The organism is Stenotrophomonas sp. Y-13 (genome assembly GCF_046267925.1).
In the GTDB taxonomy this organism is placed as follows: domain Bacteria; phylum Pseudomonadota; class Gammaproteobacteria; order Xanthomonadales; family Xanthomonadaceae; genus Stenotrophomonas; species Stenotrophomonas acidaminiphila_A.
In genome coordinates, this window is record NZ_CP176501.1 from 3,059,429 (window position 1) to 3,084,174 (window position 24,746).

The window sequence follows — 24,746 nt, forward strand, 5'->3', positions numbered from 1 at the left end:
GCTCAGCCCGCCACCTTCAGGCGCGCACGCGCATGGCGCCGCAGCAGCCAGGCGGCCAGCATCGCCAGCAGCAGGCACACCAGGCCCACGCCCAGCGCCATCCACAGCGGGTGATGGGCGAAGAACCAGCGCAGCGCCAGCAGCGGCGGCAGCTCGCCGACGTAGTAGGTCTGGTTGCCGGCCAGGCTGCGCACCTTGTCGCCCTGCAGCAGCACCACGCTGCCCTGGAACTGGCGCAGGCGCTCGGGATCGAACCAGGCCTCGAACAGGCGGTTGACGTGGGCCGGTTCGTCGGCCATCAGCGCCACCACGCTGCGGCCCTTGCGCAGCGGCGATTCGAAGCCCTGCAGCAGCACGTCGCCCGGCGCCGGGCGCACGCCGACCTCGGCCACGGTCGGCAGGTCGGTGCGCCGCGCGTCGGGCGACAGGAACGCCGGCAGCTTGTCGAACAGCCAGTCGGACAGGCCGAAGCGGCGGGCCTGCGCGGCGTCGCCGACCGGCATCGCCGCGGCCCAGCGCGCGAACAGTGGCTGGTTGCGGCGTGAACCGAGCACCAGCAGATCCTGGTCGGCGTGTTCGTCGACCTGGCGCGCCTGGATGACGCGCGTGCGCAGCGCCGGATAGCCGGTCGAGGCGCCCATGCGGCCGAGCAGCGCCAGCGCGTTGGCCACGTCGTCGCCGCTGGCGTTGTCCGGCATCACCAGCGCGCTGTCGGCCAGGTCGGCCATGCGCGTGAACGGGAAGCCGGCGTTGCCGAAGGCGGCCAGGTTGGGCATCGCCATGTAGTGCGCGAACCCGCTGAGGTCGATGGTGGACGCGTCGTCGATCGCGGCCGACACGTCCGGGAAGGTGTTCTTGCATTCCTCCGCGCGCGGGCGGTCGAAGAAGAAATGGAAGCGCAGCTGGCTGCTGGCCGACAACGGCCCGGTCGGCAGCAGCAGCGGCTGCCGGATCGGCATCGCGCCGCGCGCGCCCAGCTTCTGCCACATCTGCCGCGGTACCGAGGTCGCCAGCGGACGGCCGTTGAGCGGCAGGGTGGTGACGAAGGCGTCGTTGATGCTGATGTTGAGCGCCGACTTGTCCGCGCCTTCGGGCAGGGTGTAGCGGTAGCGCAGGTCCACCGGGATACCGTCCTTGCGCCACACGAACAGGTCCGGCGGCAACTGCAGGCCGATGCGGATCAGGTCCGGGTTGTAACCAACCACGTTGAGCTCGCTGGTGCTGCGGACCAGTTCGGAGAACCGCACAGGGCGGTCGCTGGGCACCCAGTTGGGCGCGTCGTAGGGCTTGCGCGGCGCGGCGTCCTTGACCTCGCGCAGGGTCGCGCTGGCGCCGGACAGCGGTGCGCCCAGCGCCAGCGCGGTGGCCGCCGCGCGCAGTTCGGCATCGTCGCGTCCCAGCACCAGCAGCAGCTTGCCGGCGGCATCGTTGGGGTTGCTGGCCACCACCAGCGTCGGCCCGGACACCTCGACCGGCGCCACCCCGGCCGGCAGGTTGCGCGGCGTCGCCACGATCACCGCATTGCCGCGCGCCGGCAGCACCCCGGTGGACACCGGGAACAGCGCGCCGCGGTAGCCGGCCAGCGCCCCGAACCACGACGACACGATGCCGGCGGCCTGCAGCTGGCCGTTGCCCGGCTGCCCGGCGAACACGAACGGCAGCTCCAGCCGGCGGGTGTCGCGCGCATCGAAGAACGGCACCGGCAGCAGCGCCAGGTCGTTGCTCAACGGCAGCGGCAGCCAGCCCAGTTCCAGGTAGCTGGCGCTGTCGATGTTGGCCCACAGGCTGCTGTGGTCCGGATCCTCGCACTCGCGCGTGTAGTGGCCGATCAGCTGCAGGTTGATGCGGTTGTAGCCGGTCACCAGGCGCGGATCGATGGCGACGTCGCGCTCGACCGGGCGCCCGGCCTCCCCGGCCGACACCGGCAGCGTCGCCACGGTGACGTCGTTGACGGTGACGCGCAGGTGCGACAGGTCCGGCAGCAGCGCCGGCGAATAGGTGTACTTCAGGCGCAGCGCGGCGTGGTCGACGACCTGGTCGGCGCGGATCGAGAACGGGATGCCGGCCGTGCCCTGCACGCCACGCAGCGTCACTTCGTAGTCCAGCCCCAGCTGCTTGAGCGTGGCGCGGCTGCGCTGCAGCGGCAGCGCGCCCGGCACGGGCGCGGCGGCGGCGATCTCCGGCTGCAGGCCCGGCGGCGCGGGCGCGGCGGCGGGAGTCTGCGCATGGGTGGCGCCGGCCAGCAGGGCCAGGGTGAAGGCCAGCCAGGCGCCGCGCGTACGCACGGGGGAGGTCGGCGGAATGTGCAGGCAGTGCTTCATGCGGTTTCTCCGGGGGCGGGCTGGGCAGCGTCGTCGTGCCGCCCCCTCGTGATGACGAATCGGCCCAGGCGATGGAAGCCGCGCAGGCTGGCGCGGAGCACGTCGGACAGCGAGCGCAGGAAGGTGTCGCGCTCGTGCCGGCCCCACAGCGAGACCCAGATGTCGGCGCGGGCGAAGGTGGAAGCGACCAGCCAGCGTTCCTGCTCGATGCTCAGCTCACCGAACTGCAGGCTCAGCCCCTGCGCGTCGCGGTCGTGGCGTACCAGCGCCGGCAGGCGCTGGCTGCGCTGGCGGTGGCGCAGTTCGATCTCCACCGGCGTATCGGGCTGCACCGGCTGCGGCTCGTCCAGGCGGATGGCCATGCCGCCGGTGGAGAAATCGACCGTGCTGCAGGCCAGCGCGCGCCCGTCGGGCAGGTGCAGCAGCGCCTTCATTTCCAGCGGCACGCGGTGTGCGCGGCGGATCTGGCGCTGCTCGCTGCAGGTGGCGATGACCGCGCCGAGCATGACCATGTTGTAGAAGGTCCAGCCCAGGTTGAGCCAGATGGTGTTGACCTCGCCGCTGCTGTCGGCCATCACCAGGCGGACGATGCCGGCGACCACCCCGGCCAGGTTGAGCAGCAGCAGGAACAGGTACGGGCGGGCGATCTGCGCGTCGAAATAGCTGGCGTGGACCAGGCCGCCCTTGGCGGTGACGTTGAACTTGCCCAGCCGTGGGTTGATCACCGCCATCAGCGTCGGCCGCAGGATGTACCAGGCCAGCGCGGTCTCGTAGACCTCGTTCCACAGCAGGTGGCGGTGCCCGCCCTGGATGCGCAGATTAGTCAGGCTGGCCTGCGCCAGGTGCGGCAGCGCATAGGCGAAGATCATCAGCGCCGAGGCATGGATCACGTGCGCGCCGAAGAACAGGAACGCCAGCGGCGCGGTCAGGAAGATGATGCGCGGCAGCCCGTAGAAGAAGTGCAGCATCGCGTTGGTGTAGCAGATGCGCTGCACCAGGCTCAGGCCGCGGCCGAGCATCGGGTTGTCGACACGGAAGATCTGCGCCATGCCGCGCGCCCAGCGGGTGCGCTGGCCGACGTGCGCCGACAGGCTCTCGGTCGCCAGTCCGGCAGCCTGCGGCACCGGGATGTAGGCGCTGCGGTAGCCGGCGCGGTGCAGGCGGATGGCGGTGTGCGCGTCCTCGGTCACCGTCTCCACCGCCACCCCGCCCACCTCTTCCAGCGGCGCGCGCTTGATCACCGCGCACGAGCCGCAGAAGAAGGTCGCGTTCCAGGCGTCGTTGCCGTCCTGCAGCAGGCCGTAGAACAGCTCGCCCTCGTTGGGCACCTTGCCGAAGGTGCCCAGGTTGCGCTCGAACGGGTCGGCGGAGAAGAAGTAGTGCGGCGTCTGCACCACCGCCAGCCGCGCGTCGTGCAGGAACCAGCCCATCGACATCTGCAGGAACGAGCGCGTCGGCACGTGGTCGCAGTCGAAGATGGCGACGTACTCGCCGTCTGACTTCTTCAAGGCCGCATTGATGTTGCCGGCCTTGGCGTGGTTGTTGTTGGTGCGGGTGACGTAGTTCACCCCCACCTCTTCGCAGAACGCGCGGAATTCCTCGCGGCGGCCGTCGTCGAGCAGGTGGATCTTCAACTTGCCGGCCGGCCAGTCCATCACCGTCGCCGCCAGCACCGTTGTGCGCACCACCGACAGCGGTTCGTTGTAGGTGGGAATGAACACATCCACCGTCGGCCACAGCGACTGGTCCCCGGGCAGCGGCAGCGAACGCCGGTGCAGTGGCCAGGCCACCTGGAAGTAGCCCAGCACCAGCACCACGAACGCGTAGACCTCGGCCATCACCAGGCCGAAGCCCAGGGTCAGGTCGACCACGCTGCCCATGCCCATGGTCTCGGTCAGCCGCCACCACATGTAGCGGCTGGACATGACCAGCGACAGCCCCATCAGCAGCAGCGGCACGGTGCGGTTGCGGGCGCGCCGCAGGCACAGGCCGATGGCGAACACCGCCAGCGAAAACAGCAGCTGCTGGGTCACGTCCAGCGGCACGGTGACGACGAAGGCGATGAGCAGCACGCCCACCAGCACCAGCGCGGCCAAGCCAAGGCGAGCCAGGGCCTGCGAGCCCTCGGGCCTGATTGAAAGTCTCATTGATTTCCCCTGTGTGCCGCCCCTGCGGGCGGCCTTGCCGGTCGGAGCGCCTGTCACGGCGGTCCTGCGTGGCGTCGGTGCCCCACTCCTATTGCCCGCGCAAGCGGACCAGGGGGCTGTCGTCCGGAATCGTCCCGCCGGCGTCGGCCAGCCTGCGGAACAACTGCGACAGTGGCGTGTCCGCCGGCGTGGCGGGCGGCTCGACCGCAGGCGCGGGTTGCGCGCCGGCCACGGTTTCCATGGCTGCCGGCGCAGCCGGCCGCGTCGTCGCGGCGGGCAGCGCGGCCTCGGGGAATTCCCGGTACTCCGGCCGTCCCTTGCCGTCACCCAGCTTCATGAACAGGCCCGCCACATCGTCATCGCACGGCGGCGCCGCCGCCGGTTGCCTGTTGCTCATGCCAAACGCATCCCATGCATCGTCAAAACACCCGCCCCACGCCAAAGATCGAAATGTCACGGTTGCCGGTGGCCAGGTGGCGCACGTCGAGAACCGCCAGCATGCCGGCGCCACGCAGCCAGTGCCGGTAGGCGCCTTCCAGGAAGCCGTGGTGCCAGCGGCCACCCCCCAGCGCCGCCGCCAGCGGCGAGGCCGCATGCACGATGCGCAGCTGGTCGGGGCGCTCCTCGAACGCCGCCCACCCCCATTCGCAGTCCGCCCACACCGCGTTGACCGCGGCCTGCAGGGCCTCGACCGTCGCCACCGGTGGCAGCGCATGGGCGTCGGCAAAGCGCTGCCCGATACGCGCCATCAGCCGCGCCGATTCCTCCTCCGGCAGCGCCTGGTCGAATTCGGCGGCCATCGCCCGCAGGAAGCCCCGCCATTGCCGGGCACAGGCACGTTCGCGATACCCATCGAGCAACTCCGTCGGGTTCACCCGGCCATTCCCCTGCGCATCCGCACCGCACCTACGCACCGCATCCCGCCTCCTGCGCCATCGGACATCACCCAATATTGTGAATTAGATCACAATTCAAGCCAACACCCAGCAAGCTTCCGCCGCCGCGGTCATACCGCCGCACCGGTTGCATTGCCGGAGATGCGCACAGCAAAGCACACGACCGTAAGAGAACCACGCCGGAATGACGGCAGCTTTGCAGGCGGCACGGGACAACGGGGGAATGCCGGGCGCTGGCGCCTGCGCCGGCGGGCCGTCAGCGGCGCAGCAGCAGCCGCGGCACCTGCGCGGCCGCATGCGCCCAGATCGCGCACCACACCGCGGCGCGCACCGGCAGGCCGCGGCGCGGCGCCTCGAACTTGCGGAAATAGCGCCACAGCCCGCGGTGCTTGTGCCACTCGACGAAGAACGGCCGCGCGCGGCTGGAGACGCCGCGCACGTGCAGCACCGCCAGTTCGTTGGCGATGGCCACCGTCGCACCGGCCTGGCGCGCGCGCCGGCACAGGTCCAGGTCTTCGGCATGCAGCCGGTAGCCGGCGTCCCAGCCGCCGATGCGCTCGAACAGCGTGCGCGGCATCAACAGCAGCGCGCCGGACAGCGCCGGCACCACCTGCAGCGGTTGCGCCGGGTCGGCGGCCAGCGCCAGCCGCGCGCCGGCCGCGGGGTTGCGCAGCATCGCGGCGAAGTCGGGATCGCGGCGCCGCACCGCGGCATCCGCGCGGCCCTGCTCGTCCACCTGTTCCACCCCGAGCAGGCAGTCGCCCAGCGGCAGGCCCAGCGCGTGCAGCCGCGCCAGCGTGTCGGCCTCGACCATCAGGTCGGGATTGACGAACGCCAGCCACGGCGCGTCGCTGTCGCGCGCGCCCTGGTTGCAGGCGGTGGCGAAGCCGGGGTTGTCGGGGTTGGCGATGAAGCGCACGCGCGGATCGGCCAGCGCATGGCGCTGGACGATGCCCAGCGAACCGTCGTCCGAGGCGTTGTCCACCACCCGGATCTGCGCCACGCCATGCGCGGCGCGCAGCCGCGCCAGGCATTCGTCCAGCGTCGCCGCGCTCTGGTAACTGACCACCACCACCGCGATCGCTGCGCTCACGACGCCGCCTCCGACGTCAGGCCGTCGCCGTCGCCGTCACCGAACAGGTCCGGCTGCCGCGCCGGGAGCGCCGCCTGCTCGCACAACTGCAGCAGGTGCTGGCGATGGCCATGCAGCGGATCGTCCATCAGGAAGCCGGCCAGGCGCGCGGTCCAGGCCGGCCAGCGGTTGCCCAGCACTTCCATGTCGCCGTCGGCGGGGCGGCCCTCGTCGTGGCGGCCGACGAAAGCGTTGTCGCACAGCACGTTGCGCCAGCCCAGCCCGCTCATGCGCAGGCTCAGGTCCACCAGCGCCGCGTACCAGGAGGCGCAGCTCTGCGTGTCCAGGCCACCGGCGCGGCGCCGCGCGCTGCCGCGTATGAGCACCGCATGGGTGACCGCCGAGGGCAGTTCCGGGTGCAGCAGCGGCATCGATGCGCAGGCGCGCGCCAGCCGCGCCGGATCGGCCGGCAGCGCATTGCGTTCGCCGGCGCGCGGCCAGGCCACGGTCTCGCCGGCATTGCTCCAGGGCGTGGCGGTGGCGATGGAGGCATCGCGCGCCAGGCAGTCGGACAACTGCTGCAGCCAGCCCGGCAGCGGTACGGCGTCGGGCGCCAGCACCGCCACGTCGGCATCGCCGCAGGCCTGCAGCATCTGTTCCAGGTGCGTCGATTCACCGATCGAACGCGGGCGCCGGGTGTACTCCGCCTGCAACCGGGTACGCGCCAGCCACGGTTCGATCACCGCCTGCACCCGCGGCCCCCCCTGCGCGTCATCGGCCAACCAGACCGGGGTACCAGCCGGTGTCGCCGCTTCCAGCGCCGCCAGGCAGGCGTCGAGCGCCACGTCGTCCACGCCCACCGGCAACAGGATCACCGGCAAGGGCACGCGGCGTCCCCGGTGCGGCGTGGCGTGGATGGTGCGGTAGTGGTCACGACCGGCGGTCCCCTGAGGCTGACGCCGCGAACTCTAGCAGTCGCCCGTGGCGACGCGTACCCGCTGCCCGTACGCCGTGGCGCGGCAGCGCGGCGCGCATCCGCCGTGCCAGGCACGGCAGCGGCGCCGGGCCCGGTCCGCGGCCGCAGGCGTGCCGGCGCGGCGTCGCCGCGGGCCCGTGTCGCCACGGGCCCGGCGATGGCGTGGCGCGCTCAGCCGCACCACACCCGCGCGTTGCGGAACATGCGCAGCCACGGCGCATCCTCGCCCCAGCCCTTCGGCGCCCAGCTCAGGTTGACCGTGCGCGGGGTGCGTTCCGGGTGCGGCATCAGGATGGTGACGCGGCCGTCGCGGGTGGTCAGGCCGGTGATGCCATCGGGCGAACCGTTCGGGTTGAGCGGGTACTGTTCGGTCGCGCGGCCGTCGCCATCGACGTAGCGCAGCGCCACGTCCACCGCGGCCTGGTCCACCGCGCTGTCGAACGCGGCGCGGCCCTCGCCGTGCGCCACCGCCACCGGCAGCCGCGAACCGGCCATGCCGCGCAGCAGGATCGACGGCGATTCCACCACCTCCAGCAGCGCGGTGCGGGCCTCGAACTGCTCGCTGCGGTTGCGCAGGAAGGTCGGCCAGTGCTCCGCGCCGGGGATGATGGCCTTGAGCTGGCTGATCATCTGACAGCCGTTGCACACGCCCAGGGCGAAGGTGTCCGAGCGTGCGAAGAACGCGGCAAAGGCTTCGCGCAGCGCCGGGCGTTCCAGGATCGAGGTGGCCCAGCCGCGGCCCGCGCCCAGCACGTCGCCGTAGCTGAAGCCGCCGCAGGCGGCCAGGCCGCGGAAGTCCGCCAGCCGCACCCGGCCTTCGATCAGGTCGCTCATGTGCACGTCGAAGGCGTCGAAGCCGGCGCGCTCGAAGATGTTGGCCATTTCGATCTGGCCGTTGACGCCCTGCTCGCGCAGGATCGCCACCTTCGGCCGCGCCCCGGTGGCGACGAACGGCGCGGCGACGTCCTCGGCCGGGTCGAACGCCAGCTTCGGCTTCAGCCCGGGGGCGTTGAAGCTGCGCGCGACCGCGCGCTCCTGGTCGGCCGCCTCGGGATTGTCGCGCAGCTTCTGCATGGCGTGGGTCACCGACCACCAGGCGTCGAACAGTTCCTCCCAGCGCCATTCGGCCAGGCTCTGCCCGCCGAGCTGCACGCGCACCACCGGCGCGGTGGTCGGGCGCGCGATGCGCTGCGCGCACTCGGTCAGGGCATGCCGTTCGACCAGGTCGGCGAACGCGGCGCGGTCTTCCCGGGCGATCTGCACCACCGCGCCGAGCTCCTCGTTGAACAGGCTGCGGAACGGGTCATCGCCCCAGGCATCGAGCACGATGTCCAGGCCCAGCCGCGAGGCGAACGACATTTCGCACAGTGCGGCGAAGGCGCCGCCATCGCTGCGGTCGTGGTAGGCCAGCAGCAGCCCGGCTTCACGTGCATCGCGGATCAGTTCGAAGAAGCCGCGCAGGCGCTGCGGGTCGTCCAGGTCCGGCACTTCACCGGCGAACGCCGGCAGGGCGCTGTGGTCGGCCTGGGTCTGCGCCAGGATCGAGCCGCCCAGGCGCTGCTTGCCCGCGCCCAGCCCGATCAGCCACAGCTCGCTTTCGCCCTCGCGCTCGAGCAGCGGGGTCAGCTGCTGGCGTGCGTCGACCACCGGCGCGAACGCCGAGATCACCAGCGACACCGGCGACACCGACTTCTCGGTGCGGCCATCGGCCTGCCACTGCGCCTGCATCGACAGCGAGTCCTTGCCCACCGGGATGCTGATGTCCAGCTGCGGGCACAGTTCCATGCCCACCGCGCGGACCGCGTCGTACAGCAGCGCGTCCTCGCCGTCGTGGCCGCAGGCGGCCATCCAGTTGGCCGACAGCTTGACCGTGTCCAGCGAGGTCAGCGGCGCGGCGCACAGGTTGGTGATCGCCTCGCCCACCGCCATGCGCGCCGACGCGGCGGCGTTGAGCAGCGCCAGCGGGGTGCGCTCGCCCACCGCCATCGCCTCGCCGGCGTAGGTGTCGAACCCGGCCAGGGTGATGGCGACATCGGCCATCGGCAGCTGCCACGGGCCGATCATCTGCTCGCGCGCGGTCAGGCCGCCGACGCTGCGGTCGCCGATGGTGACCAGGAAGTTCTTGGCCGCCACGGTCGGGTGCGACAGCACCCGCAGGCCGGCGTCGTGCAGGTCGATGCCGGCGGTCTTCAGCTGCGGCCAGCGCGGCGCGGGCGGGTGCGCGGTGTCGCGGTGCATCTTCGGCGCCTTGCCGAACAGCACGTCCATCGGCAGGTCGATCGGGTGAGCGGCACTGCCGCGCGGCTCGTCCGAACGCCCGGCGCGCTGCGCCGGGCCGGGGCTATCCGTCGCGGCAGCGCTGCCATAGACACTTTCAACCGTTGCGCCATACCCCACCACCAGCCGCTCCTCGGCGGTGGCCACGCCGACCGCGGCGAACGGGCAGCGCTCGCGCGCGCAGATCGCGGCGAACTCGGCCAGGCGGTCGGCCGGGATGCCCAGCACGTAGCGCTCCTGCGACTCGTTGCACCACAGTTCCAGCGGCGACAGCGAGGGATCGTCGGTCGGCACCTTGCCCAGGTCGATCACGCCGCCGACCCCGGAATCGTGCAGCAGTTCGGGAATGGCGTTGGACAGGCCACCGGCGCCGACGTCATGGAAGAACTTGATCGGGTTGCCCGCGCCCATGGCCACACAGCGGTCGATCACTTCCTGGCAGCGGCGCTCCATTTCCGGGTTGTCGCGCTGCACGCTGGCGAAATCCAGGTCCTCGGCGCTCTCGCCCGAGGCCACCGACGAAGCGGCGCCGCCGCCCAGGCCGATCAGCATCGCCGGGCCGCCCAGCACGATGACGATGTCGCCATCCTGCAGCTTCAGCTTGTCCACCTGCACGCGGTCGATCGCGCCCAGGCCGCCGGCCAGCATGATCGGCTTGTCGTAGGCGCGGGTGATGCCGTCCTCGGGCAGCTCGAAGCTGCGGAAGTAGCCCAGCAGGTTCGGGCGCCCGAACTCGTTGTTGAACGCGGCGCCGCCGAGCGGGCCGTCGAGCATGATGTCCAGCGCCGGCGCCATCCGCGGGTTCAGCGCGCGCGGCGCCTCCCACGGCTGCGGCAGGGTCGGGATGCGCAGGTGCGAGACCGAGAAGCCGGTCAGGCCGGCCTTGGGCTTGCCGCCGCGGCCGGTCGCGCCCTCGTCGCGGATCTCGCCGCCGGCGCCGGTGGAGGCCCCCGGGAACGGCGCGATCGCGGTGGGGTGGTTGTGCGTCTCCACCTTGATCTGGAACGCACTGGGCACCACCGCTTCGCTGCGGTAGCGGCCGGTGGCCGGGTCCGGGCGGTAGCGCGCGGCCGGCTCGCCCTCGATCACCGCGGCGTTGTCGCTGTAGGCGCTGAGCGTGTGCTGCGGGGTCTGCTGGTGGGTGTGCTTGATCATCCGGAACAGCGAGCGCTCCTGCGCCTGTCCGTCGATGGTCCAGCTGGCATTGAAGATCTTGTGCCGGCAATGCTCGGAATTGGCCTGCGCGAACATCATCAGTTCGACGTCGGACGGGTCGCGGCCGAGTTCGCCATAGCGCTGGCGCAGGTACTCGATCTCGTCGTCGGCCAGGGCCAGGCCCAGGCGCTTGTTGGCGCCCTCCAGGTCGGCCAGCGCGATGCGCTGCAGCGGCTTGCGCGCCGGGCTGTCGAACAGCGCCTGCGCCTGCGCGATGTCGGCCAGCAGCGACTGCGTCATCGGGTCGTGCAGCAGCCGGGCCACGGCCGCCTGCTGCGCCGGATCGGACGGCCAGCCGGCCAGGTCGATGCGGGTACCACGCTCGACGCGCTGGATCGCCAGGCCGGCGCCGCGCACCAGTTCGGTGGCCTTGCTCGACCACGGCGACAGCGTGCCCAGGCGCGGCACCACGTAACGCGAGACCGTGCCCGCGGCCGCCTCGGCCGGGTGCGGCTGGGCCTGCAGGATGCGGCCCAGGGTGGCCCGGTCGACGGCCGCGGCATCGGCGGCCTGGGTGAAATAGACGTGCCAGGCACCGGTGATGCGCAGATCGGCGGCGATGGACTGCAGGCGGGATTCAAGACGTTCGCGGCGGAACGGCGAAAGGGCGGCTGCGCCCTCGAGGACGATCATGTCCGGGAGACCATGGTGGGAGTCGGGCCGGCCATTGTACCGGAGCCGGCTTTGGGCCGGGCCCGGCGACGGCGGCCGCGGCCGGGCCGCGGAGTCGGCCAGGGCCTAGTCTGCGGGCGCCGGCCCGACCTCGCGCCCAACCCGGCGCCACCGCGCCCCGTCCCAGACCAGGTAATCGACGCTGTCCGGAGAGCGGACCCCCTCGGCATGGGTGACCACCAGCAGCCGGCTGTCGCGCCGGTAGTCGAAGCGGACGTTGTTCAGCGCCTGGCCGGGGTGGACCTTGCCGCTGCGGCGGTCGATCAGCGCGTACTGGCGGCACCCGCTGCCGCAGCCGACCACGAACAGGGTGAAGCGGTCGGCGAAGTTGGGCGGTTCCGGCGCCTCGCCGTCGGCCTGCAGGTACCGCACCATCTTCCAGCCGATGTCCGTGCGCGGCAGCTTCGCCGGCGCCGGATGGTCGATGCGGCTCAGCGCGACGCGGTGGGCCTGGAACGTGGGCGGTGCCGACGCGCAGCCGGCGTGGAGCAGCGGCGCAAGCAGCGCCGCGCGCCTGGCAAGCGCCGTCCACCCTGCGCCGGGAGCACGGCGGCGCGACACCTGCGGCATCGCGCTGCCCCGGGGCCGACCGATCAGGGGCTGCCGGCGGCGCCGGGCAGCCGCTCCAGCGCGGCCTTGAGCTGCGCCGGCGGCAGGTAGCCGCCCAGCTGGGTGCCGTCGGCGGCGAAGATCGCCGGGGTGCCGCTGATGCCCAGCTGCTGGCCGACGGTGTACTGCATGGTCACCGGGTTGGTGCAGTTCTTCGGCTCCACCGGACGGTCGGACTTGGCCGCGGTCAGCGCCGCCTTGCGGTCGCTGGCGCACCATACCGAGACCATGTCGGTGTGGTCCTTGCTGCCCAGCCCCATGCGCGGGAACGCCAGGTACTCGACGGCGATGCCCTGACGGTTCAGCTCGGCGATGTCCTGGTGCAGCTTGCGGCAGTACCCGCACTCGATGTCGGTAAACACGCTGATGGTGTACTTGGCATTCGGCGGCGCGAACACGATCCGGTCCGAATGCGGCAGCGACGCCAGCAGCTTGCGGCGGTGGGCCAGCAGGCCCTCGCTGGTGGCCAGCGCGCGCTTTTCGATGTCGTAGGGCTGGGCCTGCAGCAGGTAGCGGCCGTCGTCGGTGACGTACAGCACCTGGCCGGACACCACCACTTCGCGGAAGCCGGCGAACGGCGCTGCGCCGATGTAATCCGGGTTGAAATTCGGGTCCAGCTGCCGGAGCGCATCGCGCACCCGCTTCTCGACCGCGCCGTCCGCGCGGGCCGGCGCGGCGGCGGCCGTCGTTTCGGGCGTTTTCGGCTGCGCGCAGGCGGTCAAGCTGATCGCGCCCAGCAGCGCGGCGATGGCGATTCGGAGCATGGGGATTCCAGGTAAACGGGAAGGACGGAAATCCTGGCGATTCTCGCATACCCCGCCGATGGCGACGTTCAGGGGGTGGCGGGGGTGGCGCCGTCCGCAGGGGACCTGCGAGGGATGGCGGCGCGCGCAGCCTGGACCTGCACGCAGGTCATCCTGGCGCGAGGTCGCACGGCTAGAAGCTGGGCTTGCCGCGCATTGGCGCGACATCGCGCGGGTAGATGAGGGGCTCGCCGCACATTGGCGCAACGTCGCGCGGGTAGATGCGGGGCTCGCCCCGCATGCACAAGCCCGTGCCGGGCAAGCCCGGCACCTACGCGGCGCCCCCCGCACTCCGCTGCGGCCTGCCCCGCTGGTGCTTGCAGCACAGGCCAGCGCTACGGGTGGGACGCTGTCAGAAATCATGCCCGGGGGTGCGGTTGGTTCCGGGCGCGCGGCGGCGCGGCAGGCCGTACCGGCGCCCTTGTTTCGGCCTGGCGCGGCCGGGCGTTCGCGACCGCGCGCGCCAGTGGCGCGCAAGCGCGGTCGCTCACCCCCTCGGGTGGTGGGTGCGGTGCAGCTTCTGCAGGTGTTCGCGGGCGACCAGGGTGTAGATCTGGGTGGTGGACAGGGAGCTGTGGCCCAGCAGCATCTGCAGGGCGCGCAGGTCGGCGCCGTGGTTGAGCAGATGGGTGGCGAAGCTGTGGCGCAGGCTGTGCGGACTGATCCGCGCCGGATCGATGCCGACCGCCGCCGCGCTGGCTTTCACCAGCGCCCAGAACTGCTGCCGGGTAAGCGGCTTCTGCGCACGGGTCAGGAACAGCGGCACCTGGCCGTCGGCCGTGGCCTGCACCGGCCGGCCCGCCGCCAGCGCCGGGCGCGCGTCTGCGAGGTAGCGCTCCAGCCAGTGGCGGGATTCCTCGCCCAGCGGCACCAGCCGCTCCTTGCTGCCCTTGCCGGTCACCCGCAGCACGCCCTGGCGCAGGTTGACGGCATTGGCCGGCAGGTCGACCAGCTCGCTCACGCGCAGGCCGGCGGCATACATGAGTTCCAGCATGGCGCGGTCGCGCAGGCCCTCCGGCGTGGTGATGTCCGGCGCCGCCAGCAGCGCCTCGATCTGGCTCTCGGCCAGCGCCTTGGGCAGCGGCCGCGGCAACCGGGGCGGCTCCAGCAACGCGGACGGATCGTCGTCGCGCTCGCCGCGGCGCAGGCAGTCGGCGAAGAACGCGCGCAGCGCCGACAGCAGGCGCGCGTTGCTGCGCGGCGACCAGCCGTGACGGGTGCGCCATGCCAGGTAATCGAACAGGCCGGCGCGGTCGAGGCCGGCCAGCAGTCCCGGCGGCGACGCGCCCGCGGCGTCGCCGGCGCGTGCGTTCGCCCAGCGCGCCAGCCCTTCCAGGTCCCTGCGGTAGCTGTCCAGCGTGGCCCGCGCCAGCCCCTGCTCGGCCCAGATCGCATCGAGGAAGCGCTGGATGTGGCGGCCATCGGCCTCGCGCGGCGGCGGCAGCTGCATCACCCGCTGGCGGCGTTCGGCGGCGGTGGAAGGCGACGTCATGGCGCGCAGGATAGGCAATGCCGGCACCGCTGCCCATCCACATCGCGCACGCCAGCCCGTATGCTCGCGCGATGAACGCCGATTCCGCCGCCCCGTCCCGCCCCTCGCCACTGCTGTTGCGCCGGCTGGCGGCGCTGTTCTACGACCTGTGGCCGGTGCTGGCGTTGTGGATGCTCACCGCCGTGCCGTTCACCCTGCTGGACGTGGTCGCCAGCGGCGGCAACACCCACCACAACATCGCCCCCTACAGCCCGCTGCAGTGGCTGCTGTGGCTGTGCTGCTGGGTGGTTGCCGGCGGGTACGCGACGCTCAGCTGGAGGCGCGGCGGGCAGACCCTGGGCATGCGCCCGTGGCGGCTGTATGTGCAGGGCACCGACGGCCCGCCATCGATGGCCCTGCTGTGGAAGCGCTATGCGCTGGGCACGCTGTCGCTGCTGTGCGGCGGGCTGGGGTTCTGGTGGGCGCTGGTGGATCGGGACGGGCTGACCTGGCATGACCGGCTGAGCAACACGCGACTGGTGCACGTCCCCGACCGGTAACCACCGCAAACAGCCCACCCTTCATTACCCCGGCGCGCGGCGGCGCGGCTGGGCAACCGGTGCTTGCGGTTCCCTGCGGCGCGGTATGACCGGCTGAGCAACACGCGGCTGGTGCACGTCCCCGACCGGTAACCACCGCAAACAGCCCACCCTTCTTTACCCCGGCGCGCGGCGGCGCGGCTGGGCAACCGGTGCTTGCGGTTCCCTGCGGCGCGGCATGACCGGCTGAGCAACACGCGGCTGGTGCACGTCCCCGACCGGTAACCACCGCAAACAGCCCACCCTTCATTACCCCGGCGCGCGGCGGCGCGGCTGGGCAACCGGTGCTTGCGGTTCCCTGCGGCGCGGCATGACCGGCTGAGCAACACGCGGCTGGTGCACGTCCCCGACCGGTAATCGCCGCAGACAACCAAGCCGCCATTATCCCGGCGCGCGGCGGCGCGGCTGGGCAACCGGTGCTTGCGGTTCCCTGCGGCGCGGCATGACCGGCTGAGCAACACGCGGCTGGTGCACGTCCCCGACCGGTAACCACCGCAAACAGCCCACCCTTCATTACCCCGGCGCGCGGCGGCGCGGCTGGGCAACCGGTGCTTGCGGTTCCCTGCGGCGCGGCATGACCGGCTGAGCAACACGCGGCTGGTGCACGTCCCCGACCGGTAATCGCCGCAGACAACCAAGCCGCCATTATCCCGGCGCGCGGCGGCGCGGCTGGACCACCGGTACTTGTGGTTTCCCGCGGTGCGGCACGGCCGCCCGGGCAACACCCGGCTGCTGCACGCCCCCCCCAACCGGCAATCGCAGCAAACAGCCCAGCCGTCATTGACCCGGCGCGCGGCGGCGGCAGCGCAATCGGCGCGTTCGGCCTTGTGCGGCCGGCAGCATCCGCGCGGCACCCGCCGCATCAGCCCCGCGTGCGGCGCGGGCAGCGCCCGTGCCTGCCCACGGCGTGGACTCAGCTGGAGCGCCGCCTGAACAGCCAGCCGGACACCGCCAGCATGATCACCGGCGGCAGCGCGTAGGCGATGCGGTAGTCGAACTTGAGCGCGCCGGCCATGCGCCCGAAGAACATCTGCAGCAGCAGGAAGCCCAGCGCGAACAGCATGCCCAGGAACAGGCGCTTGCCCATGCCGCCACTGCGCAGCGAGCCGAACGCGAACGGCACCGCGGCCAGGCACAGCGCCAGTACGTTCACCGGGTAGAACCAGCGGCTCCAGTAGGTGTCCTCGTAGTCGCGCGCATCCAGCCCGTTGCGCTTGCGGTACTCGATGCTGGTGCGCAGCTCGGCGGCGGTCAGGCTGCGCGGCTTGGCCAGGCCCGAGGCCAGGGCCGCCGCATCCAGGGCCGAGTCCCAGGGCTCGCTGGCCACCGTCTGGCGGCTGGCCGAGCGCTCGCCGAAGGTGTCGCGCCGCACCTGCTCCAGGGTCCAGCCGCTGGCGTCGTGGCGGGCGGTGACCGCATGGGTCAGGCTGGCCAGGCGACCGTCGGCGTCCAGCCGGTAGAGGCGGACGTCATGCAGCAGCAGGCGCGTGCCGCCATCGTCGCTGAGCTGTTCCTCGCCGCTCTGCGCATTGAGGAAGGTGTCACCCTCGCGCGCCCACAACCCGGAATAGCGGGCCACGGCCATGTCCGTATTGAACTTGGCGCTGGCCTTGAGCGCATCGGCCTTTTCCTGCGCCCACGGCGCCAGGGTTTCGCCGTTGACCACCATCACCGCGGTCAGCAGCGACAGCGCGATGGCCACCGACAGCGCGATCCGGCGCCGCGACAGGCCGAGCGCGCGCAGCGCGGTCAGCTCCGAGGTCGCGGCCAGCTGCCCCAGCCCCATCAGCGCGCCGATCACCGCGGCCATCGGGAACAGCGTGTAGGCGCGGCGCGGCAGGGTGTAGGCGCTCCAGGCCACGGCATGGCCGAAGGTATAGCTGCCGGTGCCGATGTTCTTGGCCTCGCCGGACAGCGACAGCATCGCGTCCAGCCCGGTCAGCACCGCCCACGCCAGCAGCACGGTGAGCAGCACCGTGCGGCCGACGTAGAAATCGTGGATGCGCGGGCGCAGCATCATGCGCGGGCTCCCCTGCGGCGCGACAGCCGGCCATCGCGGAAGTACATCCACAGCGCCAGCGCCAGCAGCGGCACCGTCAGCCACCACATGCCCAGCGCGGGCGGCAGGGTACCGTTGGCCAGCCATTGCCGGCCACTGATCATCAGGCTGACGCCCACCACATAGCCGAGGAAGGCCAGCATCACGCTTCCGTAGCGCTGCTGCCGCGGGGTGCTGCGCGACAGCGGCAGCGCCAGCAGGGCGAAGGCCAGCGCCAGCAGCGGCGGGGTGATGCGCCAGTGCAGCTGCGCCTGGGCCTCGGGCCGCTCGTCACCGAGCAGGCGCAGGGTCGGCAGCACCTCGGGGTCGTCCTGCCCGCGCGGTTCGTCACGGTCCGGCAGGGCCACCTCGTTGCTGGCGTAGCGCATCAGGCGGTAGTCCAGCGCGCCGTTCTCCGGGCCCTCGACCCGGTGGCCGTCCTCCAGCCGCAGGAAGCGCTGGCGCTCGCCCTCGAAGAACATGCTGCCGCTGTTGGCCGAGACCACGTCGATGCGCCCGTCCTTCTGCCGCTGGATGAACACCTTGCCCATCTTCGTGCCGTCTTCGTTCAGCGAGGACAGGTAGACGATGCCGCCGCCGGAGAGCTGGGTGAACTTGCCCGGCTCCAGCCCGGCCACCACCACGCTGCGGCTGGCCGCCTCGACCATCGCGTCGGCGGTGCGGTTGGCCCAGGGCCCCAGCCACAGCGAGCAGGCCCCGACCACCGCCACCACCGGCGCCACCAGCATCAGCACCGGCCGCAGCAACCGCCGCGGGCCGACCCCGACCGCGGTCAGCACCGCCATTTCCGAGTCCCGGTAGAGCCGGGCGATGGCCAGCGACAGGCCCAGCAGCAGCGCCAGCGGCAGGATGATGGGCAGGTAGACGATGAACTGCAGGCCCAGCTGCGACAGCAGCAGCCCGGCCGGCATGCGGCCGTCGGCAATCCGCCCCAGGATGTCCACCAGCACCCCGCCCACGCTCACCACCAGCAGCACGGTCAGGGTCGCCAGGAAGCTCTGGATGAAGTCGCTCAGCAGGTAGCGGTCAAGCTTCGCCATGGGGTGGGTGGTTTAAACTCCCGGTTTCGTTCGCGGCGCGCCCGGCCGGTCTGGAGGGGTGGAAACAGTCCGCGATTGTACGGATTTGGCAATGGAATCTGATCAATGTCTCTGCAATTCACCCTGAACCACGCCGCCCCGGCCTCGGCCGCGGTCGACTGCGTCATCGTTGGCGCCTTCTCGGACAAGTCGCTGTCGCCGGCGGCCCAGGCGCTCGACGCCGCCTCGGGCGGCCGCCTCGCGGCGCTGGTGGAGCGCGGCGACGTCGGCGGCAAGACCGGCAACACCACCGTGCTGCACGACTTGGCCGGCGTGGCCGCGCCGCGGGTGCTGGTGGTCGGCCTGGGCGACCCCGCCAAGTTCGGCGTGGCGCAGTACATCAAGGCGGTGGGCGACGCCGCCCGCGCGCTGCGCAGCGGCATCACCCGCAGCGCGCTGTTCACCCTGGCCGAGCTCGAAGTGAAGGGCCGCGACGCGGCCTGGAACATCCGCCAGGCGGTGATCGCCGCCAACCATGCCAGCTACCGCTACACCGCCACCCTGGGCAAGAAGAAGCCTGACGCCCCGGGGCTGGAAACCCTGGCGATCAGCGGCAGCGACGAGACCGCGCTGGCGCAGGGCCAGGCCATCGCCGCCGGCGTCGAGTACGCCCGCGAGCTGGGCAACCTGCCGCCGAACCTGTGCACCCCGGCCTACCTGGCCGAATCCTCGGTCAAGTTCGCCGCTGAGCACGAAGGCGCGCAGGCCGAGATCCTGGACGAGCAGCAGATGGAAGCGCTCGGCATGGGCTCGCTGCTGGCGGTGGCCCGCGGCTCGGCCAACCGGCCCAAGCTGGTGGTACTGAAGTGGAACAACGGCGGCGACGCCAAGCCCTACGTGCTGGTCGGCAAGGGCATCACCTTCGATACCGGCGGCGTCAACCTGAAGACCCAGGGCGGCATCGAGGAAATGAAGTACGACATGTGCGGTGGCGCCAACGTCATCGGCACCTTCGTCGCCGCGGTCAAGGCCCGGCTGCCGCTGAACCTGGTGGTGGTGGTGCCGGCGGTGGAGAACGCGATCGACGGCAACGCCTACCGCCCGTCGGACGTGATCACCTCCATGTCCGGCAAGACCATCGAAGTGGGCAACACCGACGCCGAAGGCCGCCTGATCCTGTGCGACGCGCTGACCTATGCGCAGCGCTTCGAGCCGGCCGCGCTGGTCGACGTGGCCACCCTGACCGGCGCCTGCATGGTCGCCCTGGGCCACCAGACCGCCGGCCTGATGAGCAAGCACGACGACCTGGCCAACGAACTGCTCGCCGCCGGCGAACACGTGTTCGACCGCGCCTGGCGCCTGCCGCTGTGGGACGAGTACCAGCCGATGCTGGATTCGAGCTTCGCCGACGTCTACAACATCGGCGGCCGCTGGGCCGGCGCCATCACCGCCGGCTGCTTCCTGTCGCGCTTCACCGAGGGCCAGCGCTGGGCGCACCTGGACATCGCCGGCGTGGCCAGCGACGAAGGCAAGCGCGGCATGGCCACCGGCCGCCCGGTCGGGCTGCTGGCGCAGTGGCTGCTGGACCGGGTGGGCTGAAGCCGGACCCGGGAACCGGGCACGGGGAATGGAAATTCCCCGTGCCGGCTCCCCGCCCCGCCCCCGTTCACTTCCCTTTCCCCTTCCGGTTACCCGCCTTGACCCGTGCCGACTTCTACCTGATCGCCAAGCCCCGCTTCCTCACCGAGCCACTGAAGCTGGTGTGCGAACTGGCGCGCAAGGCCAACGACACCAGCCAGTACACGCTGGTGCTGGCGCGCGACGCGGCGCAGGCCGAGGAACTGGACGAGCTGCTGTGGTCGTTCGACCCGGACGCCTACATCCCGCACCAGATCGTCGGCGAGGACGTGGACGAGGAAGAAGCCATCGTGCTGATCGCCGCGCCGGGCGCCGACGCGCCGGAGCGGCCGCTGGTGATCAACCTGCGCGACGAGCCGTACCTGGGCAGCTGCGAGCGGGTGCTGGAAGTGGTGCCGGCCGACCCGGCCGCGCGGGAACCGCTGCGCGAGCGCTGGCGCCAGTACAAGGCCGCCGGCTACGCGCTCAACAAGCACGACATGTAAGGGACCCGCATGCGCCTGCTCATCGCCCTGCTGCTGCCATGGCTGGCCTTCTTCACCATCGGCCGGCCGCTGTCCGGCATCGTCTGCCTGGTCCTGCAGGTCACCCTGATCGGCTGGGTTCCGGCCGCGATCTGGGCCGCCTACGCGGTCAGCCAGTACCACACCGACCAGAAGATCAGGCGCGCGCTGAAAACCGGCGCGTTCCGCTGATCCCCTCCCCGCCTTCCACCCGGTCTCCCCGCATGACCCAACTCGCCTCCAGCTACGACCCGAAGTCCTTCGAAACCGCGCTCTACGATGCGTGGGAGAAAGCCGGCCATTTCAAGCCGTCCGGCAAGGGCGAGCCGTACACCATCCTGCTGCCGCCGCCGAACGTGACCGGCACCCTGCACATGGGCCACGCGTTCCAGCAGACACTGATGGACGCGCTGATCCGCTACCACCGCATGCGCGGCTACGACACGCTGTGGCAGGTCGGCACCGACCACGCCGGCATCGCCACCGAAATGGTGGTCAGCCGCAACCTGGCGCTGGAAGGCAAGGGCGAGACCCGCGATTCGCTGGGCCGCGACGGCTTCATCGACAAGGTGTGGGAGTGGAAGGCGCACTCGGGCAACGTGATCGAAGGGCAGATGCGCCGCCTCGGCACCTCGGCCGACTGGTCGCGCAGCACCTTCACCATGGACCCGGGCCCGAGCGAGGCGGTGGTCGAAGCCTTCGTGCGCTGGCACGAGCAGGGCCTGATCTACCGCGGCCAGCGCCTGGTCAACTGGGACCCGGTGCTGAAGACCGCCATCTCCGACCTGGAAGTGGAAAGCGTCGAGGAAGACGGCTTCCTGTGGTCGATCGCCTACGCGCTCGAGGACGGCGCCAGCTACGAGCACGTCGAGCTCGACGCCGACGGCAACGAGACCCTGCGCGAAACCCGCCATTACCTGGTGGTGGCCACCACCCGCCCGGAAACCCTGCTGGGCGACACCGCGGTCATGGTCCATCCGGAGGACACGCGCTACGCCCACCTGGTCGGCAAGCGCGTGACCCTGCCGCTGACCGGCCGCAGCGTGCCGGTGATCGCCGACGACTACGTCGACAAGGCGTTCGGCACCGGCGTGGTCAAGGTCACCCCGGCGCACGACTTCAACGACTACCAGGTCGGCGTGCGCCACGGCCTGCCGATGATCAACCTGTTCACCCCGACCGCCGCGCTCAACGAGAACGCGCCGGAGCAGTACCGCGGGCTGGACCGCTACGAAGCGCGCAAGGTGATCCTGGCCGAGCTGGAAAACCTGGGCATCCTGGTCGAGACCCGGGCGCACAAGCTGCAGGTGCCGCGCGGCGACCGCACCGGCCAGGTGATCGAGCCGTACCTGACCGACCAGTGGTTCGTGAAGATGGACGGCCTGGCCAGGCGCGGCCTGGAGCTGGTCGAGAACGGCAGCATCAAGTTCGTGCCGGGCAACTGGATCAACACCTACCGCCACTGGATGGAGAACATCCAGGACTGGTGCATCAGCCGCCAGCTGTGGTGGGGCCACCGCATCCCGGCCTGGTTCGACGACGCCGGCAACTGCTACGTCGGCCGCAACGAGGCCGACGCCCGCGCCCGGGCCGGGCTCGGCGACGACGTGGCGCTCACCCAGGACAGCGACGTGCTGGAGACCTGGTTCTCCTCGCAGCTGTGGCCGTTCTCCACGCTGGGCTGGCCGGAGGAAGCGGCCATGGCGCAGCGCGGCTTCGCGCGCTACCTGCCGTCGAACGTGCTGGTCACCGGCTTCGACATCATTTTCTTCTGGGTGGCGCGCATGATCATGGCCACCGACAGCTTCACCGGGCAGATCCCGTTCAAGGACGTCTACATCACCGGCCTGATCCGCGACGCGCAGGGCCAGAAGATGTCCAAGTCCAAGGGCAACGTGCTCGACCCGCTGGACATCATCGACGGCATCAGCATCGACGACCTGGTCGCCAAGCGCACCCATGGCCTGATGCAGCCGAAGATGGCCGAGAAGATCGAGAAGGCCACCCGCCGGGAGTTCCCGGACGGCATCATCGCCCACGGTGCCGATGCGCTGCGCTTCACCATCGCGGCGCTGGCCACCCACGGCCGCGACATCAAGTTCGACATGAGCCGCGCCGAGGGCTACAAGAACTTCTGCAACAAGCTGTGGAACGCCAGCCGCTTCACCCTGATGAACACCGAAGGGGCCGGCTTCAGCGGCGCGCCGCAGCCGCGCACCGATGCCGAGCGCTGGATTCTTTCGCGCCTGGCGAAAGTTTCGGCCGAGGCGCAGCAGCATTTCGCCGACTACCGCTTCGACCTGCTGGCGCAGGCGCTGTACGAGTTCGTCTGGAACGAGTTCTGCGACTGGTTCCTGGAGCTGACCAAGCCGGCGCTCAACGGTGACAACGCCGCCGATGCGGCCAGCACCCGCCACACCCTGCTGTACGTGCTCGAAGCGGTGCTGCGCCTGCTGCACCCGCTGATTCCGTTCGTCACCGAACAGCTGTGGCAGCAGGTGGCGCCGCGCCTGGGCATCGCCGTCGACACGCTGTCGCTGCGCCCCTATCCGAGCGCGGCGGAGTTCAGCGGCGACTACGCCCAGGCCGAGGCCGACGTGGAGTGGTTCAAGACCATGGTCAACGCCCTGCGCCGGGTGCGCAGCGAGCTGAACGTGCCGCCGTCCCGGCTGGTCCGGCTGCTGCTGCAGGGGGGCCAGGCCGTGGACCAGGCGCGGGTGGAGCGCTTCACTTCGCAGCTGCGTTTCCTGCTGAAGCTGGAGAGCATCGAGTGGCTGGCCGCGGACGCGCAGACCCCGCCGGCCGCGGCCGCCATCGTCGGCGAGCTCAAGCTGCTGGTGCCGCTGGAAGGCCTGGTCGACCTGGATGCCGAGCGCGCGCGCCTGGACAAGGAGATCGCGCGGGTGTCGGCGGAGAAAGAGAAGAGCGAGACCAAGCTGTCCAGGTTCACCGACAAGGTGCCGGCGGCGGTGGTCGAGCAGGAGCGCGTGCGCCTGGCCGACTGGAACGGCCAGCTGGCCGGCCTGCAGGCACAGCGCGCCAAGCTGTAGGCTGCCCCCCGCGGTGACGCAAGCGCCGCCTGCGGGCGGCGTTTGTGTTTGCGGCTATGCTGCGCGCTCCACCGCACCCCGGGCATGCGATGTCGCTGGCGATCTTCTGCGCGGTGCTGTTCGCCGCCCTGCTGCACGCCGGCTGGAATGCCCTCGTCAAGCGCGGTGGCGACCCCCTGCTGAACACGATCCTGGTCACCGGCTGGGCCGCGCTGCTGTCCGCGCTGGCGCTGCCGTGGCTGCCGCTTCCGGCGCCGGCAAGCTGGCCGTGGCTGGCCGCATCCACACTGCTGCAGGCCGGCTACTACGTGCTGGTCGCGCGCGCCTACCAGGCCGCCGACATGAGCCTGTCCTACCCGCTGATGCGCGGCTGCGCACCGCCGCTGGTGGCGCTGGCCGCCGGCCTGGCATTCGGCGAACAGCTGACCGCCGGCGCCTGGCTCGGCATCGCCGTGGTCAGCGCCGGCGTCGTCGGCATGGCCGGCGGCGCGGCCCGCCGGCAGCTGCGGCTGCCGTTGTACGTCGCCGTGCTGATCGCCACCTACACCCTGGTCGACGCGCGTGGCGCGCGCCTGTCCGGCAATGCCGCCAGCTATGCGCTGTGGTTGTTCCTGCTGTCCGGGCTGCCGCTGCCGCTGTGGGCGCTGGCCACCCGCCGCGTGCAGCTGTGCCGGCACCTGCGCGACCACTGGCGGCGCGGGCTGGTGGGCGGCGCCGGCACCACCGCGTCCTACGGCATCGCGCTGTGGGCGATGACCCAGGCACCGGTGGCGGTCGTCGCCGCGCTGCGCGAAACCTCGATCCTGTTCGCGCTGCTGATCTCGGCCCGGGTGCTGAAGGAGCATATCGACCGCAGGCGCCTGTCCGCCGCGGCGCTCATCGTGGCCGGCGTGGTCCTGCTGCGGCTGGGGTGAACGGGCCGCCTACAGCGGCGGCATGCTGGCGATGTCCGCGTCCACCAGTTCCATCGCCATCACCAGCGCGTCCTCGCGGCCGATCACCGCCGGGTAATAGCGCGGCCGCCGGCCGATCTCGTTGAAGCCCTCGCTGTGGTACAGCGCGATGGCCGCGGCATTGGACGGCCGCACCTCCAGGAACACCCGCGCCGCGCGGTGCTCGCGTGCCACCTGCACCAGCTCGCGCAGCAGCCGCCGCCCGAACCCGCGCGACTGCCGCAGCGGATCGACGCAGACGTTGAGCACGTGCGCCTCGTCGGCGGCGATGCTGAGCAGCCCATAGCCGAGCAGGCCGGTGTCGCCGACCAGCACCCGCCCCGGGTAACCGGCGCGCAGGCAGTCCTGGAAGATGCCCCGGGTCCACGGGAACGGATAGGCGCGCAGTTCGATCTCCATCACCGCGTCCAGGTCGCCCTCGTGCATCGGGCGCAGGACCGGCGCGGGCGCGGGCGTCGCCGCCACC

19 protein-coding genes are annotated in these 24,746 nt (G+C 71.5%); 6 read left to right on the top strand and 13 right to left on the bottom strand.

Features of this window, described 5'->3' with window-relative positions; genetic code table 11:
• Nucleotides 1–2: 2 nt before the first annotated feature.
• The 10 genes from bcsB to xerD form a co-directional block, all read right to left on the bottom strand.
• Entirely contained in the window at nucleotides 3–2,321 is a 2,319-nt protein-coding gene (gene bcsB / locus ACJ7VY_RS13800) for a cellulose biosynthesis cyclic di-GMP-binding regulatory protein BcsB (RefSeq protein ID WP_409475848.1), read from the bottom strand.
• The gene (bcsA, locus tag ACJ7VY_RS13805; RefSeq protein WP_409475849.1) at nucleotides 2,318–4,468 is read right to left on the bottom strand and encodes a UDP-forming cellulose synthase catalytic subunit; all 2,151 of its coding nucleotides are present in this window, start codon (nucleotides 4,466–4,468) and stop codon (nucleotides 2,318–2,320) included. The genes bcsB and bcsA overlap by 4 nt, the downstream gene beginning before the upstream one ends.
• A gap of 88 nt (nucleotides 4,469–4,556) precedes the next feature.
• On the bottom strand, nucleotides 4,557–4,865 hold the full coding sequence (locus ACJ7VY_RS13810) for a hypothetical protein (RefSeq protein ID WP_409475850.1): 309 nt from the start codon (nucleotides 4,863–4,865) through the stop codon (nucleotides 4,557–4,559).
• 22 nt (nucleotides 4,866–4,887) lie between these two features.
• Nucleotides 4,888–5,343 carry a cellulose biosynthesis protein BcsD gene (gene bcsD, locus ACJ7VY_RS13815; RefSeq protein WP_409475851.1) on the bottom strand — a complete coding sequence of 152 codons (456 nt, stop codon included), beginning with the start codon at nucleotides 5,341–5,343 and terminating at the stop codon, nucleotides 4,888–4,890.
• A gap of 277 nt (nucleotides 5,344–5,620) precedes the next feature.
• The gene (locus ACJ7VY_RS13820) at nucleotides 5,621–6,457 is read right to left on the bottom strand and encodes a glycosyltransferase family 2 protein (RefSeq protein ID WP_293762684.1); all 837 of its coding nucleotides are present in this window, start codon (nucleotides 6,455–6,457) and stop codon (nucleotides 5,621–5,623) included.
• Nucleotides 6,454–7,323, bottom strand: a complete 870-nt coding sequence (locus tag ACJ7VY_RS13825) for a glycosyltransferase family 2 protein (RefSeq protein ID WP_409475852.1) — start codon at nucleotides 7,321–7,323, stop codon at nucleotides 6,454–6,456. The genes ACJ7VY_RS13820 and ACJ7VY_RS13825 overlap by 4 nt, the downstream gene beginning before the upstream one ends.
• Nucleotides 7,324–7,583: 260 nt before the next feature.
• Nucleotides 7,584–11,537: a phosphoribosylformylglycinamidine synthase gene (purL, locus tag ACJ7VY_RS13830; protein ID WP_409475853.1), complete on the bottom strand. Its 3,954-nt coding sequence runs from the start codon at nucleotides 11,535–11,537 to the stop codon at nucleotides 7,584–7,586.
• A gap of 105 nt (nucleotides 11,538–11,642) precedes the next feature.
• A complete protein-coding gene (locus tag ACJ7VY_RS13835; RefSeq protein WP_409475854.1) occupies nucleotides 11,643–12,137 on the bottom strand; it encodes a hypothetical protein in 495 nt (164 codons plus the stop codon).
• Nucleotides 12,138–12,169: 32 nt separating this feature from the next.
• On the bottom strand, nucleotides 12,170–12,949 hold the full coding sequence (locus ACJ7VY_RS13840) for a DsbC family protein (protein ID WP_104939638.1): 780 nt from the start codon (nucleotides 12,947–12,949) through the stop codon (nucleotides 12,170–12,172).
• Between the two features lie 526 nt (nucleotides 12,950–13,475).
• Complete coding sequence (gene xerD / locus ACJ7VY_RS13845) at nucleotides 13,476–14,480, bottom strand: site-specific tyrosine recombinase XerD (protein WP_409475855.1); 1,005 nt, start codon at nucleotides 14,478–14,480, stop codon at nucleotides 13,476–13,478.
• 71 nt (nucleotides 14,481–14,551) lie between these two features.
• Between xerD and ACJ7VY_RS13850 the strand changes: the two genes are divergently transcribed.
• Complete coding sequence (locus tag ACJ7VY_RS13850) at nucleotides 14,552–15,019, top strand: RDD family protein (RefSeq protein ID WP_161615518.1); 468 nt, start codon at nucleotides 14,552–14,554, stop codon at nucleotides 15,017–15,019.
• Nucleotides 15,020–15,971: 952 nt separating this feature from the next.
• On the opposite strand, the gene lptG is transcribed toward ACJ7VY_RS13850, so the two are convergent.
• Together lptG and lptF are read right to left on the bottom strand one after the other, a co-directional pair.
• The gene (gene lptG / locus ACJ7VY_RS13855) at nucleotides 15,972–17,078 is read right to left on the bottom strand and encodes an LPS export ABC transporter permease LptG (protein ID WP_104939640.1); all 1,107 of its coding nucleotides are present in this window, start codon (nucleotides 17,076–17,078) and stop codon (nucleotides 15,972–15,974) included.
• Nucleotides 17,075–18,157, bottom strand: a complete 1,083-nt coding sequence (gene lptF, locus ACJ7VY_RS13860; RefSeq protein ID WP_161615514.1) for an LPS export ABC transporter permease LptF — start codon at nucleotides 18,155–18,157, stop codon at nucleotides 17,075–17,077. The genes lptG and lptF overlap by 4 nt, the downstream gene beginning before the upstream one ends.
• Before the next feature lie 105 nt (nucleotides 18,158–18,262).
• Here lptF and ACJ7VY_RS13865 point away from each other — a divergent pair, with 105 nt between their 5' ends.
• The 5 genes from ACJ7VY_RS13865 (at nucleotide 18,263) to ACJ7VY_RS13885 (ending at nucleotide 24,241) form a co-directional block, all read left to right on the top strand.
• Entirely contained in the window at nucleotides 18,263–19,735 is a 1,473-nt protein-coding gene (locus tag ACJ7VY_RS13865) for a leucyl aminopeptidase (protein WP_313248106.1), read from the top strand.
• 98 nt (nucleotides 19,736–19,833) lie between these two features.
• Nucleotides 19,834–20,259, top strand: a complete 426-nt coding sequence (locus ACJ7VY_RS13870) for a DNA polymerase III subunit chi (RefSeq protein ID WP_104939643.1) — start codon at nucleotides 19,834–19,836, stop codon at nucleotides 20,257–20,259.
• Between the two features lie 9 nt (nucleotides 20,260–20,268).
• Entirely contained in the window at nucleotides 20,269–20,469 is a 201-nt protein-coding gene (locus tag ACJ7VY_RS13875; protein ID WP_104939644.1) for a YqaE/Pmp3 family membrane protein, read from the top strand.
• A 32-nt stretch (nucleotides 20,470–20,501) separates the two neighbouring features.
• Complete coding sequence (locus ACJ7VY_RS13880; protein WP_409475856.1) at nucleotides 20,502–23,327, top strand: valine--tRNA ligase; 2,826 nt, start codon at nucleotides 20,502–20,504, stop codon at nucleotides 23,325–23,327.
• A gap of 89 nt (nucleotides 23,328–23,416) precedes the next feature.
• The gene (locus ACJ7VY_RS13885) at nucleotides 23,417–24,241 is read left to right on the top strand and encodes an EamA family transporter (RefSeq protein ID WP_409475857.1); all 825 of its coding nucleotides are present in this window, start codon (nucleotides 23,417–23,419) and stop codon (nucleotides 24,239–24,241) included.
• A gap of 9 nt (nucleotides 24,242–24,250) precedes the next feature.
• Here ACJ7VY_RS13885 and rimI read toward each other — a convergent pair whose 3' ends face one another.
• The gene (gene rimI, locus ACJ7VY_RS13890; RefSeq protein WP_409476819.1) at nucleotides 24,251–24,745 is read right to left on the bottom strand and encodes a ribosomal protein S18-alanine N-acetyltransferase; all 495 of its coding nucleotides are present in this window, start codon (nucleotides 24,743–24,745) and stop codon (nucleotides 24,251–24,253) included.
• Nucleotide 24,746 lies beyond the last annotated feature (1 nt).

Excerpts from the sequence above, each read along its gene's own strand:
- lptF (WP_161615514.1), bottom strand. The coding sequence starts at position 18,157 with ATGGCGAAGCTTGACCGCTACCTGCTGAGCGACTTCATCCAGAGCTTC.
- ACJ7VY_RS13850 (WP_161615518.1), top strand. The coding sequence starts at position 14,552 with ATGAACGCCGATTCCGCCGCCCCGTCCCGCCCCTCGCCACTGCTGTTG.
- bcsA (WP_409475849.1), bottom strand. The coding sequence starts at position 4,468 with ATGAGACTTTCAATCAGGCCCGAGGGCTCGCAGGCCCTGGCTCGCCTT.
- ACJ7VY_RS13875 (WP_104939644.1), top strand. The coding sequence starts at position 20,269 with ATGCGCCTGCTCATCGCCCTGCTGCTGCCATGGCTGGCCTTCTTCACC.
- lptG (WP_104939640.1), bottom strand. The coding sequence starts at position 17,078 with ATGATGCTGCGCCCGCGCATCCACGATTTCTACGTCGGCCGCACGGTG.
- xerD (WP_409475855.1), bottom strand. The coding sequence starts at position 14,480 with ATGACGTCGCCTTCCACCGCCGCCGAACGCCGCCAGCGGGTGATGCAG.
- bcsB (WP_409475848.1), bottom strand. The coding sequence starts at position 2,321 with ATGAAGCACTGCCTGCACATTCCGCCGACCTCCCCCGTGCGTACGCGC.
- ACJ7VY_RS13880 (WP_409475856.1), top strand. The coding sequence starts at position 20,502 with ATGACCCAACTCGCCTCCAGCTACGACCCGAAGTCCTTCGAAACCGCG.
- ACJ7VY_RS13885 (WP_409475857.1), top strand. The coding sequence starts at position 23,417 with ATGTCGCTGGCGATCTTCTGCGCGGTGCTGTTCGCCGCCCTGCTGCAC.
- ACJ7VY_RS13840 (WP_104939638.1), bottom strand. The coding sequence starts at position 12,949 with ATGCTCCGAATCGCCATCGCCGCGCTGCTGGGCGCGATCAGCTTGACC.
- ACJ7VY_RS13865 (WP_313248106.1), top strand. The coding sequence starts at position 18,263 with ATGTCTCTGCAATTCACCCTGAACCACGCCGCCCCGGCCTCGGCCGCG.
- purL (WP_409475853.1), bottom strand. The coding sequence starts at position 11,537 with ATGATCGTCCTCGAGGGCGCAGCCGCCCTTTCGCCGTTCCGCCGCGAA.
- ACJ7VY_RS13810 (WP_409475850.1), bottom strand. The coding sequence starts at position 4,865 with ATGAGCAACAGGCAACCGGCGGCGGCGCCGCCGTGCGATGACGATGTG.